Annotated in this window: 17 protein-coding genes; 8 read left to right on the top strand and 9 right to left on the bottom strand. The window is 34.4% G+C overall.

Translation table 11 applies throughout. The features are described from left to right. Positions 1-111 precede the first annotated feature (111 nt). From B2745_RS10625 to lepB, 5 genes are read left to right on the top strand one after another with little or no spacing between them, the layout of a single operon-like run. A complete protein-coding gene (locus B2745_RS10625; RefSeq protein ID WP_026902669.1) occupies positions 112-915 on the top strand; it encodes a ParA family protein in 804 nt (267 codons plus the stop codon). A 3-nt stretch (positions 916-918) separates the two neighbouring features. After that, the gene (locus B2745_RS10620) at positions 919-1,830 is read left to right on the top strand and encodes a ParB/RepB/Spo0J family partition protein (RefSeq protein WP_304066240.1); all 912 of its coding nucleotides are present in this window, start codon (positions 919-921) and stop codon (positions 1,828-1,830) included. A 1-nt stretch (position 1,831) separates the two neighbouring features. Beyond that, positions 1,832-2,443 carry a DUF5683 domain-containing protein gene (locus B2745_RS10615; RefSeq protein WP_304066237.1) on the top strand — a complete coding sequence of 204 codons (612 nt, stop codon included), beginning with the start codon at positions 1,832-1,834 and terminating at the stop codon, positions 2,441-2,443. Next, positions 2,440-3,186, top strand: a complete 747-nt coding sequence (gene dapB, locus B2745_RS10610; RefSeq protein ID WP_304066235.1) for a 4-hydroxy-tetrahydrodipicolinate reductase — start codon at positions 2,440-2,442, stop codon at positions 3,184-3,186. The genes B2745_RS10615 and dapB overlap by 4 nt, the downstream gene beginning before the upstream one ends. A gap of 12 nt (positions 3,187-3,198) precedes the next feature. Further along, on the top strand, positions 3,199-4,308 hold the full coding sequence (gene lepB / locus B2745_RS10605) for a signal peptidase I (protein ID WP_304066232.1): 1,110 nt from the start codon (positions 3,199-3,201) through the stop codon (positions 4,306-4,308). 67 nt (positions 4,309-4,375) lie between these two features. On the opposite strand, the gene B2745_RS10600 is transcribed toward lepB, so the two are convergent. The 9 genes from B2745_RS10600 to rpmB form a co-directional block, all read right to left on the bottom strand. Further along, complete coding sequence (locus B2745_RS10600; protein ID WP_304066229.1) at positions 4,376-5,458, bottom strand: Ldh family oxidoreductase; 1,083 nt, start codon at positions 5,456-5,458, stop codon at positions 4,376-4,378. Then, positions 5,458-7,071, bottom strand: coding sequence for a bacillithiol biosynthesis cysteine-adding enzyme BshC (bshC, locus tag B2745_RS10595; RefSeq protein ID WP_349681783.1), 1,614 nt, complete (start codon positions 7,069-7,071; stop codon positions 5,458-5,460). Before bshC ends, B2745_RS10600 begins: the two co-directional genes overlap by 1 nt. An 18-nt stretch (positions 7,072-7,089) precedes the next feature. After that, positions 7,090-8,424 (bottom strand): 30S ribosomal protein S12 methylthiotransferase RimO, encoded by a 1,335-nt coding sequence (rimO, locus tag B2745_RS10590; protein WP_304066227.1) that lies wholly within the window; start codon positions 8,422-8,424, stop codon positions 7,090-7,092. Positions 8,425-8,433: 9 nt separating this feature from the next. Beyond that, positions 8,434-8,703, bottom strand: a complete 270-nt coding sequence (locus tag B2745_RS10585) for a type II toxin-antitoxin system RelE family toxin (protein WP_304066225.1) — start codon at positions 8,701-8,703, stop codon at positions 8,434-8,436. After that, entirely contained in the window at positions 8,700-8,912 is a 213-nt protein-coding gene (locus B2745_RS10580; RefSeq protein WP_304066223.1) for a hypothetical protein, read from the bottom strand. The genes B2745_RS10585 and B2745_RS10580 overlap by 4 nt, the downstream gene beginning before the upstream one ends. A 15-nt stretch (positions 8,913-8,927) precedes the next feature. Then, entirely contained in the window at positions 8,928-9,896 is a 969-nt protein-coding gene (gene ftsY / locus B2745_RS10575) for a signal recognition particle-docking protein FtsY (RefSeq protein WP_304066222.1), read from the bottom strand. Between the two features lie 73 nt (positions 9,897-9,969). Further along, positions 9,970-10,143, bottom strand: coding sequence for a DUF4295 domain-containing protein (locus B2745_RS10570; protein WP_154288353.1), 174 nt, complete (start codon positions 10,141-10,143; stop codon positions 9,970-9,972). Between the two features lie 36 nt (positions 10,144-10,179). After that, entirely contained in the window at positions 10,180-10,362 is a 183-nt protein-coding gene (rpmG, locus tag B2745_RS10565) for a 50S ribosomal protein L33 (protein ID WP_026902658.1), read from the bottom strand. A 27-nt stretch (positions 10,363-10,389) separates the two neighbouring features. Continuing rightward, a complete protein-coding gene (gene rpmB / locus B2745_RS10560; protein WP_026902657.1) occupies positions 10,390-10,623 on the bottom strand; it encodes a 50S ribosomal protein L28 in 234 nt (77 codons plus the stop codon). A 206-nt stretch (positions 10,624-10,829) separates the two neighbouring features. On the opposite strand from rpmB, the gene B2745_RS10555 reads away from it, so the two are divergent. The 3 genes from B2745_RS10555 to B2745_RS10545 all read left to right on the top strand — a co-directional run bounded on the left by B2745_RS10555 (position 10,830) and on the right by B2745_RS10545 (position 13,174). Further along, positions 10,830-11,261, top strand: coding sequence for an IS1/IS1595 family N-terminal zinc-binding domain-containing protein (locus B2745_RS10555; RefSeq protein WP_304066219.1), 432 nt, complete (start codon positions 10,830-10,832; stop codon positions 11,259-11,261). 105 nt (positions 11,262-11,366) lie between these two features. Then, the gene (locus B2745_RS10550; protein WP_304066336.1) at positions 11,367-12,938 is read left to right on the top strand and encodes an MFS transporter; all 1,572 of its coding nucleotides are present in this window, start codon (positions 11,367-11,369) and stop codon (positions 12,936-12,938) included. 11 nt (positions 12,939-12,949) lie between these two features. Further along, positions 12,950-13,174, top strand: a complete 225-nt coding sequence (locus tag B2745_RS10545) for a DUF6814 family protein (RefSeq protein ID WP_026902654.1) — start codon at positions 12,950-12,952, stop codon at positions 13,172-13,174. Positions 13,175-13,264: the final 90 nt, after the last annotated feature.

The raw sequence follows: 13,264 nt of genomic DNA, 5'->3' as shown, positions 1-13,264 counted from the left end.
TAAATTTGTATCTTAGCCCTTTATGAAAAAGTGGTTAAATAAGCTCAAAATTACAAAAATATGGCTTTTTAACTATAGCAAACATACTAGCATATAGCATACTTTAGGTAGATGAGTAAGATAATAGCAATTGCCAATCAGAAAGGAGGAGTAGGTAAAACAACTTCCTCTATTAATTTAGCAGCAAGTTTAGCCGTACTTGAGTTTAAAACTTTAATTGTTGATGCCGATCCTCAGGCAAATTCTACATCAGGTATAGGTTTTGATCCTCGTACCATCAAAACAAGTATTTACGAATGTATCATTAATGATGTTGACCCTAAAGAAGCTATTAGGAAAACAGAAACCCCTAATTTAGATTTATTACCTGCCCATATAGATTTAGTAGGTGCAGAAATAGAGATGATAAATCTTCATGAACGCGAGTTCAAGATGAAGGCAGTTTTAGAAAAAATTAGAGACCAATATGATTTTATCATTATTGATTGTTCTCCATCTTTAGGTTTAATCACTATCAATGCGCTTACAGCAGCAGATTCGGTTATTATTCCTGTACAATGTGAATATTTTGCGTTAGAAGGTTTAGGTAAGTTGTTAAATACCATCAAAATTGTACAAACACGTTTAAATCCAGAACTTCAAATAGAAGGGATTTTATTAACCATGTACGATGTACGTTTACGACTTTCTAACCAAGTGGTAGAAGAAGTGCGTTCGCATTTTGAAGATTTAGTTTTCCAAACCATTATAGCCAGAAATACAAGATTGAGCGAGGCGCCAAGCTTTGGTATATCAGTGATCATGCATGATGCTAATTCTAAAGGTGCTATAAACTATTTAAATCTTGCCCGTGAGATTATCAAAAAGAATGGTTTATCAAAAGAAAGTCCGGTTGATCAAAAAGAAGTAGTATAAAGCATGACTAAAGAAAGAAAATTTGGTTTAGGTAAAGGTTTAGGTGCTTTACTTAATGATACTCCGGATACATCCTATCAGCGTCAGCAGCCCATCGTTTCAGAAAATATAAATGCGGCTTCTTTAGGTTCTATCAGTAAAATTAACATCAATCAAATACAGGTAAATCCATTCCAACCTCGTTTTGAGTTTGATGAAGAAGCCTTAAAAGAGCTTTCAGAATCTATAAAACTTCAAGGTTTAATTCAGCCTATTACCGTTCGCAAGGTTGGAGATTCTTATCAGTTAATTTCTGGTGAAAGAAGATTAAGAGCTACAAAAATGGCCGGTATTGATGAAATACCAGCTTATATACGCACAGCTAACGACCAGCAAATGCTGGAAATGGCTTTAATAGAGAATATCCAAAGAGAGAACTTAAATGCTATAGAAGTGGCTTTAAGTTTCCAGAGGATGATTGATGAATGCTCTTTAAAACAAGAAGAATTGGGCGATAGGGTTTCTAAAAACCGTTCAACCATTACCAATTATTTACGTTTATTAAAATTACCTCCGGTAATACAGGCTGCTATCAGAGATAATCATTTATCTATGGGGCATGCAAGAGCACTTATCAGTGTAGAAGATTCTTCTAGTCAGTTATTTATTTTTCAAGAAATTATTGATAAAGATTTATCAGTAAGAAAAGTAGAAGAATTGGTAAGAAATATCAAACAAAATGGCGCTAAAAAGCCAGAATCAGCAAAAAAAGCTGATGGTGTTTCTTTCCAATATCAAAAAATACAAGACGATTTATCTTCAAAATTTGCAACTAAAATTAAAATGAAAGTTCAGCCAAACGGAAAAGGAAGTATAGAAATTCCGTTTTTATCTGATGATGATCTGAACAGAATTTTAGAACTTTTGGACTGGTAGCATGCTTAAGCCTTTATTTTTTGCGATTTTACTAGGTAGCAGTGTTTTGTGTTTTGCACAAAATAAGGATACTGCATCAGTAGAAAAGCCGAAAATTTCTATAAAGCAACGCTTAAATAGCGATATATTTTCTTTGTTTAAAGATAGTACAGAGCTGCAATCACCACGTAAAGCTGTTTTACGTTCGGCTATTATCCCCGGTTGGGGGCAAGCAAGAAACGGAAAATGGTGGAAAGTTCCTTTAGTTTATGGTGGCTTTGTTGGTATAGGTCTGGTTTACGATTTTAATCAGCGTTTTTATAAAGAGTTTTTAGGCGAAAGCCAAGCCAGAAGCGAAGGTCGTAAAGAACTTGAGCAATACTTAAACGCTTCAGACTTACAAATTTACAGCGCAAAAGACTTTTATAGAAGAAATAGAGATTTAAGCATATTAGCTTTCGTAGGTTTTTATGGTATCAATATGATTGATGCCTATATAGACGCCCGCTTAGCAACTTTTGATGTTGATGACGATTTAGCAATCAAAATATCACCTTCTATTTATACACCAGTTTATTCTTTCGGCATAAACCAAGCTCCGGTTCCTATGCTTAAATTAACCATAAAATTATGAAGATAGCATTACTAGGCTACGGCAAAATGGGTAAAATGATTGAGAGCATTGCCTTAGACCGTAATCACGAAATTATTTTAAAAATAGATGAAAGTAATACTCATGAGCTTACGGTAGAAAATCTGCAGAAAGCAGATGTAGCCATAGAGTTTAGTACACCAGCAACTGTTTTAACCAATATCCAAAAATGTATTGATGCACAGGTGCCATTAGTGGTTGGTACTACCGGATGGTATGGACAGTTACAACAAGTAAAAGATGCTTGTTTAACTGCAAATTCTACTGTTATGTATGGCTCAAACTTTAGTGTAGGGGTTAATATATTTTTCCAAATCAGTAAAATTGCTGCCAAGATGATGAATAACTTTTCTGACCAATATGATGTTGGTATGGAAGAAATTCATCATATTCATAAATTAGATTCGCCAAGCGGTACAGCTATTACCATTGCAGAAGATATTTTAGAAGAGTTTAAAACTAAAAAAGAGTGGGTTGATGTTAATGCTTCGGAAAATAATGTAACACAACACCGTCCAGAGCATCTAATTATAGAGTCTTACAGAGAAGGTGAAGTACCGGGTACACATGCTGTTATTTATGATTCTGACGTAGACCGTATAGAATTAAAGCATGTAGCGCATGGCAGACAGGGCTTTGCTTTAGGGGCAGTCTTAGCTGGAGAATGGTTACAAGGTAAAAAAGGTTTTTACTCTGTAAAAGAGATGTACAATTTTAATGTATAAAAAAATATTATCATGAATTTTAAATTCTGGGAGAAAAACAAAAACAAAAAAACACCAGTAAAAAAGAAAAGCGCCAGCAGAGAATGGCTTGATGCAATAGTTTTTGCTGTTATAGCTGCTACTTTAATTCGTGGTTTGTTTATAGAAGCTTATACCATACCTACAGGTTCAATGGAACGCTCTTTATTGGTAGGCGATTTCTTATTTGTAAGTAAGGTTAACTATGGTGCTCGTACACCTATAACGCCTATTGCTTTTCCTTTTGCTCATCATACGATGCCGGTAACGGGTACCAAAGCTTATTGGGACGGCTGGCAATTACCTTATTACCGTTTACCTGGTTTTCAGGATATTAAGCGCAATGATGTAGTGGTATTTAATTATCCTATGGATGCTGATGAACCATTAAACCGCCCGATTGATAAACGAGAGAACTATATCAAAAGATGTTTAGCTATTGGTGGCGATACTTTAAGTATTGATAATGGTGTGGTTTTCGTAAACGGAAAACAAGTTGATATTCCAGAAAGAAGTCAAACAACTTATTACGTTAAAACTGATGGAACGGAGTTTAATCCTAAAGCTTTAGAAGACATTGATACTGATGTAGAGCGTGTAAGTGCTGATGAATATGTTTTCATTATGCCATCTACAGAAATCAGTAAAGTGAAAGCCTTCTCTAATGTGAAAGTTTTTACGCCTATGATAGCTCAAAAAGGGGAGTTTAAACAAGAGATATTTCCTCATGATCCTAATTTAAAATGGAATGAAGATAATTATGGCCCTATTATAGTTCCTAAACAGGGTTGGACAGTTACCCTAGATAGTTTAACCTACCCGATGTATAAAAGAGCTATCCAATTGTACGAGGGTAACCAATTAGAAGTAAAAGGTAATGATTTTTACATCAATGGAAAAAAATCTAATACCTATACTTTTAAAATGAATTATTATTGGATGATGGGAGATAATCGCCATAATTCATTAGATTCTAGATATTGGGGTTTTGTTCCTGAAGACCATATCGTTGGTAAAGCTTTATTCGTATGGATGAGCTGGAATGAAAACGGAACTTTCTTTGATAAGATAAGATGGAATAGACTATTTATGGGAATTCATTAATTCCTATTTACAGCATAAAAAAAGCGAATTTTTTAAAATTCGCTTTTTTTTATGCCTAATTGTTAGATTACAATTGTTGTAACCCAAACTTAGCGGCAACCTCATTCATATCTTTTACAACAGCATCGATTAGCGGTATACCATTAATTTTTCTGTCTTTTTCTGCTGCTAGTTCTGGCTCGCCAGGGATAATAACTTTCTGATCTTGGTTAATTGGCTTAGCTTCTTTAAAGCGTTTTATCCAATTATCCATGTGCGCTTTAAAAGCTGCTTTTGGTCTAAAGCCATCAACACGCATAGCGCCTAAGAAATGACCAAGCCCTTGGCCAGGTTGGTTAGGTAATGGATCCATAAAGGCTACAAAAGGAGGAGCCCAAGGGCCATAACTAGCGCCAGATAATACTGCCGATAAAATATCAACAGTAGCACTTAAGCCAAATCCTTTATGGCTACCATGTTCTCTATCAGAGCCTAGTGGAAGTAAAGAACCACCAGCTTTTAACCCATGAGGGTCTATGGTTGGATTACCTTCCTTATCTTGTATCCAGCCTGTAGGCACTTCAGTATTTTTCCTTTGTGCTATTTCTAGTTTCCCATTAGCTGCGGTAGAAGTTGCCATATCTACCACCATTGGCGGATAATTTTCTGCCGGAAAAGCATAGCAAATGGGATTGGTCCCTAGCATTCTTTCGGTAGAAAAAGTTGGTGCCACCAAAGGACTAGCATTGGTTACGGCGAAACCGATCATATCTTGTTCTACAGCCATCAAAGTGTGGTAAGCGGCAATACCAAAATGGTTTGAGTTTCTCACGGCAACCCATCCAGAACCACATTCTTCTGCTTTTCTTATCGCTACTTGCATAGCCCAAGGCGCTACAATAAGTCCTAAACCTGCATCACCATCAACGGTAGCGGTACTATTGGTTTCATGTACTACTTTAATATGAGGCTTGGTATTAATTCTTTTCTTTTCCCATAATCTTACATAGCCTGTTAAACGAGCAACACCATGAGAGTCTATACCTCTTAAATCAGCTTTAATTAAAACATCTGCAGCTAACTTAGCATGCTCATCAGAACATCCCATAGCTTTAAAAATATTCTCTGTAAAACTTCTTAGCTGCTGTTCGGGAAAAATATGGTATTCCATTAAATAAGTATGGTAAATTTAAAATCTAAAGGTATAAAATGTTGGATTAGATTTTGGATAAAATCATCGCCTTGTGCCACATAAAATAAGCCGAAGTTTTCTTTTCTTTCTTGTAATCCTCCGCCCGGAAATAATACCGATTTTATCTTATCAAGATTATTCATAGCGTCGGCAAAATTCTTTTTCTCTGCTTTTAAAAGCTTCTTTTCAAGATTTAGTATAGCTTTTTCTAACCTAACTTTTACAGCTTCTGTACTTGGGGATAGGGTAGGATCTATTTTATGAGCTCTTAACTTTAATTTTTCAAAAATACAGTCTATCTCTCTCCATTCGTTTTTTAAATCTAAAATATGATTTGAATGGACTTTAATCCAACGAGATTTTAAAGTATCTATATCCTCAAAAATATCCTTAAAATCTAGCTTAAGGCGATTTAACTTGTCTTTTAGTTTCGGACTAGCAATCATAGCCGAATTTCTGAGTATTAAAATAGGATAATCAACTTTATAAAAATCGAAATTTGATTTCAGTTGCAGCCAATAAATAACCTCGGCACCACCACCTATATAAGCAATATTTGGTAATATAACTTCTTGATAAAGAGGGCGCATCACCACATTAGGACTAAATCTTTCAGGATAATTTTCTATTTCCAGATGAAGTTCATCTTCACTAAACTTTATATCTGTATTTAATACTTGATATTGATTGTTCTCGAAAACAATTCGCTCACGTAAATCATCAGTTAAATAAAAGAAGTTTATCTCACGAGCATTTACTTGTGGTGTTATGCCAATTTTAGTTAATGCTTCATTAGTCTTGGAGATATTTTGGAAGCTATGCTGCCCAACAATATCTTGTTTAATGATAGGCGCAAACTGCTTTTTTAGTTCTGGATGATCTGCATCTATAATAACTAAACCATGCTCTCCAAAAAGCTCATTGACTAAATAGCGTGTTGCATCAGCAAGTTTTGTAAATTTGGTATAAGCTTCTTGAACAATTTCGCTTAGTTTTAATGCGTTATCTGAAAGACCTAAAATACCTTTATATTCATTTAAAGCTTGGATGATAGATTGCGTATCTACTCTGCCTGCTGCTCCAGAAGTTTCTTTTTTCCAGCTTATTTTTTTGCCTCCTATATAAGTATGATTGATTTCTTCAAAATCATGATCTTCTGAGGCCATCCAATAAACGGGAATGAAATTTTGGTTAGGAAACTCTTTTTTAAGGTCTTTTGCCAAATTAATAGCCGTTACTATTTTGAATATAAAATAAAGCGGTCCTGTAAAAATATTGAGCTGATGCCCTGTTGTAATGGTAAAGCTGTTATGCTCTAGAAGCTGATTTATATGAGCTTGAGTAGATGAAGATATACGGATTTGTTGATATTGCTCTTTTAAAGCATCAACCAAAGTTTGCCTGTTGGCGATAACTTTTTTATTTGCTAGCAGTGCTTTAAAACCCGCAAGATTTGATGGTTGATGATAAAAAGGCTTTAAATCGGCATCTTGCCTGATGTATCTGATTAACGCCGGTGAGAAACATCGGGTTTCTTCATAATCAATATACTGAGCTTCCATTGCAAACGAAAATAGGAGAAAATTCATCATTTCCCCTATTTCTATCAATTATTTGACAATAGTTCCATAAAGGTCAAAATCTTCTGCCCGGTCTATTTTAACCTGTACAAAACTACCTGTAGTTGCATAGTTATCTGCAGCATGTAGTAATACTTCATTATCTACTTCCGGAGAATCAAATTGTGTTCTTCCCACAAAGTAATCGCCTTCTTTTTTATCAATTAAAACTTTGTAAGTGTTGCCAACTTTTTGTTGGTTAAGGTCAAAAGAAATACCTTGCTGCACTTCCATGATGGCTTCTACACGTTCCTCTTTAATTTCTTGTGGTACATCATCAACCAAATCATAAGCATGTGTTTTTTCTTCATGCGAATAGGTGAAACATCCTAATCTATCAAATTTGGTTTCCTCTACCCAGTTTAACATCTCTTCAAAATCTTGCTGAGTTTCGCCTGGATAACCACAAATTAAGGTGGTCCTCATGGCTATATCCGGCACTTTATCTCTAATCTGATTTACTAAATCGATGGTTTTTTGCTTAGTTGTGCCTCTACGCATTGATTTTAACATATTATCTGTAATATGTTGTAAAGGCATGTCCAGATAATTACAAATATTAGAACGCTCATTCATCACATCCAAAATATCCATAGGGAAACCAGACGGATAAGCATATTGTAATCTTATCCATTCAATGCCATCAACATCAGACAGATTGCGCATTAAATCGGCCAATTTACGTTCATTATAAAGGTCTAAACCATAATAAGTAAGGTCTTGAGCAATTAAAATCAATTCTTTGGTGCCGTTTTTAGCTAAATGTTTGGCTTCTTTTACCAGCTCTTCAATAGGTTTTGATACGTGTTTACCACGCATTAATGGGATGGCACAAAAAGAACAAGGTCTATTACAGCCTTCGGCAATTTTAAAGTAAGCAAAATGCGATGGTGTTGTTAAAAGTCTTTCTCCTAGTAACTCATATTTGTAGTTAGCACCAACTGAAGTTAATAGATTTTGTAAATCGTTAGTGCCAAACCAAGCATCAACATTAGTGATTTCTGCTGATAATTCTGGAGTATAACGTTCTGATAAACATCCGGTAACAATAACTTTTCCAACTTTTCCTTGTTCTTTAAGCTCGCTAAACTGCAATATGGTATCAATAGATTCTTGCTTAGCATTATCAATAAAGCCACAAGTATTGATAACGATAATATCATTTTCTTGTACACGATTTGCTTCATGTACAACATCTATTTGATTGCCTTTAAGCTGACCCATAAGTACCTCAGAGTCGTAAGTATTTTTAGAGCAACCTAATGTTACTACATTAACTCTGGGTCTAATAGCTTCGGTATTTATATTTCTTTTTTTAACACGCATAATTTTTATTTAAGGGAAGTATTTATACACTTCTTTTCTATGAAGTACCCTTTCATAAGAAAAAATATTCCCTTCTATTTTTATTCCCAACCTATAATCGCCAATTCTAATTTTATAAAATTGCGAGTAATCTTTCAACTTTTCTAATTTGCCAGAATTTAAAATATCTTCAGCATTGGAATAATCTTTAAAAACGTAAGATTCTATTTTTACTCTCTGCTTAGATGAAATAGACGCTAAATCTTTTAGAAATTTTTTGTTAAAAACAATTTCCATCATTTGGCTTTATCAAGCTTCTGATAGTAAGCTTGAGCGTCATTAAATGATAATATATCTTTTGCATTGTTAGCAGCTATAGCTTTTGCTAATCCTAAATCTTCTTTGTCATGAGTACTAACAACTTCTGATTTAAATCCCATTTTGGTGGCAATTTCTTTTAGAAGGTTTATTTCTTCTTTGTTATTAGTATGTATTACGATGCTTTCCATGACTAAATTTAATGATTATTGCTTGAATAATGACTCCACAAACTCCTTTTTATTGAAAAGCTGTAAGTCGGTCATTTTTTCGCCAACACCAATATATTTTACCGGGATTTTAAACTGATCAGAAATACCGATAACAACACCGCCTTTTGCAGTACCGTCTAATTTAGTTAATGCTAAGGCGTTAACATCGGTGGCTTGCGTAAATTGCTTACACTGTTCAATAGCGTTTTGCCCTGTGGAGGCATCTAAAACCAATAAGATTTCATGCGGTGCACCCGGTACAACCTTATTCATGACATTTTTAATTTTAGAAAGCTCGTTCATTAAACCAACTTTATTGTGTAACCTTCCGGCGGTATCAATAATAGCGATATCTTCTTGGTTCGCAACGGCAGATTGTAAAGTGTCAAATGCAACAGAGGCAGGGTCGGCATTCATACCTTGAGATACCACCCTAACGTTAACACGCTCTCCCCAAAGTTTAATTTGGTCAACAGCCGCAGCTCTAAAAGTATCGGCAGCACCTAAGACAACTTTTTGTCCAGCTTCTCTTAATTGATAAGCTAACTTGCCTATGGTGGTGGTTTTTCCTACACCATTTACGCCAACAACCATAATGACATAAGGTTTTTGGTTGGTGTACGATGCCAGATTTTCAAAATCTGTTGAGTTGTTTTCTTCTAATAATGCTTGGATTTCTTCTTTCAGAATACCATTAAGCTCACTCGTATTTAAATATTTATCTCTAGCAACTCTTGCTTGTATTCTATCTATAATTTTTAGCGTGGTGCTAACACCAACATCAGAGGTGACTAATATTTCCTCTAATTCGTCTAAAACATCATCATCAACTGTAGATTTTCCTACAACAGCCTTACTTATTTTAGAAAAAAAAGTGTCTTTAGTTTTTTCAAGTCCTTTATCAAGGGCTTCTTTTTCTTCAACAGTTTTTTCTTTTTTCTTAAAGAAATCAAATAATCCCATAAGGTATAAAATTAAATAAAAAAAGCCATTCTAATGGTTATTAGAACGGCTTCAATATCATAGAAGTTTTAAATTAAGCGTTAGTGCTTTCTTTTGCAGCAACGATAGCATCTTTAATATGATCATTGTGTGCAATAACTTCTTTAAAGGTATAAGCGCCTGTTTTAGGAGACTTAACCATAGTAATAACCTTTGAATACTCTTTACCGGTTCCGGTTTTTAGGGTTGCAACTACTTTCTTTGCCATGTTAAATATTATTTTATGCTAACAGGTAGCTATTTCTTACTTAATTTCTTTGTGTAAAGTAACTTTCCTTAAAACAGGATTAAATTTCTTTATCTCTAATCTCTCTGGAGTGTTTTTACGATTCTTGGTAGTGATATACCTTGAAGTACCCGCCATTCCGCTTTCTTTATGTTCAGTACATTCTAAAATTACTTGAACTCTGTTGCCTTTCTTAGCCATTCTATTTCGGTTTTAAAAGTCTTTAAATTAGATAGATCCTTTATTGATGAATCTGTTAATAGCCTCGGTAATACCGATTTTATTGATAGTTTTTATTGCTGATGTGGAAACTTTTAAAGTTATCCAACGGTCTTCTTCAGGGATATAAAATCTCTTTAATTGAAGGTTAGGATGAAACTTACGTTTGGTTTTCACGTTCGAATGAGATACGTGGTTACCTACTAATGATGCTTTTCCTGTTAAATCACAAATTCTTGACATGACTATATCGTGTTTTCTATTAAAACTCAGTTTTACAAAGAGTGTGCAAATATCAGTAAATAAAATGTATTAGGCAATAGTATTTTCAATTATTTTTAGAATTTATTTCTTTTCATACGATTTGCTTAAAACATAGCTATCAAACAGGTTAATAAGAATGCTTCCTGTTTCGATATTTAAATTTTATTGCTAATTTGCTATAGTTTATGGATGTATCAAAAAAAGTAAAAAAAACTTGTCCCAAGTGTCAATCAACTCAAATCGTAAAAAGCGGAATTATCAATGATAAACAACGCTTTAAGTGCAAAGATTGCCAATATTATTTTACTGTTGATAAAATAGGAAAGCAAGTAGATAACTATTATATCATCAAAGCTTTGCAGTTATATGTAGAAGGCGTTTCTTACCGGGAAATAGAACGTTTGTTGGGTGTAAGCCACGTATCAGTAATGAAATGGGTTAAAAAGTTTCAGTTAACAAGACCGGTTAAAACGGTCTATCAACCTTCATATAAAATACTTAAACATCAAGAATTGATGGATTTTTATGCTCAGGAAGAGAATTTAAAAGGAGCAGGAATGATTGTTACTGAATTAGGCGATAAGTATATGTTGATTAAATGGGACAGGTTTAAATAAATTATATATATATCATTAGCATTTTTAAGATTGTGGTTTGTTTTTAAGCGACTTTATAACAAGCTTTATAAAACTTTTATAAACCAAACAACCCAAATTTAAATGATGTTAGAAAGTGTTCCTCAACAAAAGGTGGATAAGAAAAACCTTTGGAAAGTAATTGGTGTCTCCAGTGCAGGCACCCTCATTGAATGGTATGACTTCTATATCTTCGGAAGCTTAGCCGTTATTATTGCAACTAAATTTTTCCCTCAAGACAATCCCACGGCTGCATTTTTATCAACATTAGCAACTTTTGCAGCAGGTTTTGTGGTAAGACCCTTTGGCGCTTTGTTTTTTGGTAGGTTAGGAGACATCATAGGAAGGAAATACACCTTTATGGTTACCTTATTATTAATGGGCTTCTCAACTTTTGCCATCGGCTTAATCCCAAGTTATGATACTATAGGTTTTGTAGCCCCGGTTTTAGTTTTGATTTTAAGACTATTACAAGGATTAGCTTTAGGTGGCGAGTATGGTGGCGCAGCAACTTATGTAGCAGAACATTCTGAACCTAATAAAAGAGGTTTAAGAACCGCTTGGATACAAACTACAGCCACAGTAGGTTTATTTATTTCGCTTTTTGTGATTCTGATAACTAGAAATGCTATGGATAAAGCTTCTTTTGAAGACTGGGGATGGCGTGTACCTTTCTTAATTTCTATTGTAATGGTAGCTGTTTCTTACTTCATCAGAAGAAATATGGATGAATCTCCATTGTTTAAAAAAGCTAAAGCTGAGGGTAAAACCGTTGCTAACCCTTTAAAAGAATCATTCGGGAAAAAGTTAAACTTCAAATTTGTTTTACTAGCCTTATTTGGTGCAACTATGGGGCAAGGTGTGGTTTGGTATACCGGGCAGTTTTATGCTTTATCATTCTTACAAACCGTTTGTCATATAGAATTTGATCAAACCAACTATATCATTGCCTTAGGTTTAATGTTAGGCACAGGATTTTTCGTGTTTTTCGGTTGGTTATCTGATAAAATAGGCAGAAAAGGTATCATGATGGTGGGTATGCTTGTCGCGATTTTAACTTACCGACCAATATATGATAAAATTTATCAGACAGCCGATGTAACTAATAAAGTAGAGCTTCCAGATCAATTAAAAACGGATATTGCTGTTTCGCTTAAAGAAGGCACTTCAGATTCTATCAAAACGATAACAACTACCAAATACTATACGGATGGAACTATCTATACAGAGCTATCAGAACAAGTTATTTCAGCATCAGCGCAAGCGAGTAAAGCTAAAATCACTAAAATAGTGAATGTAGGTAATGAAAGCTTTTATATTCTTGTTGCTTTGGTTTTGATTCAGGTTATCTATGTAGCTATGGTTTATGGTCCAATTGCAGCATTTTTAGTAGAGATGTTCCCAACCAATATCAGATATACTTCTATGTCTTTACCATACCATATTGGAAATGGTGTTTTTGGAGGATTATTACCTGCTATAGCTACTTATTTAGCATCGCAAGCTACTACGGCTAATGAGGCCGCTGCCGCTGCAGGACAGGTATTACCTTTTGATAAGCCTTATTTAGAGGGTTTATGGTATCCAATTATTATTGCCGGAGTATGCTTTATTATAGGAGTACTCTACATTGGTAAACAAAAAGCTATGAACGATTAATTTTAAAAGACATGAATTTTATAAAAAGAATATTAGGAATAGTATGGATTCTTCTGGGTATTGCGGCTGGTTACTATTTATTGGTTAGTCAGGCTCTTCCAAAATTTGCAACAGGGAGTACGGAAGATTTAGTGCCTGCCATTATTTACTGCTTTATTTTAGCCCCTATTATAGTAGGTGGGATGTTTGTTTTTGGTTTATACGCTATGCAAGGCGAGTATAATCAGGAGGATTAAGAGAAATGAAAGAGCGATTAATGAAGGAAAAGTTGGTTTTCTTTAGCGCTATATTTTGTGTGCTATTGCTATATCCTGTACTTTCTATTT

Origin of the sequence: Pedobacter glucosidilyticus, assembly GCF_002483235.1 — a bacterium.
GTDB classification, from domain to species: Bacteria; Bacteroidota; Bacteroidia; order Sphingobacteriales; family Sphingobacteriaceae; genus Pseudopedobacter; species Pseudopedobacter glucosidilyticum_B.
This window is presented reverse-complemented; position numbering and strand designations above follow the sequence as displayed.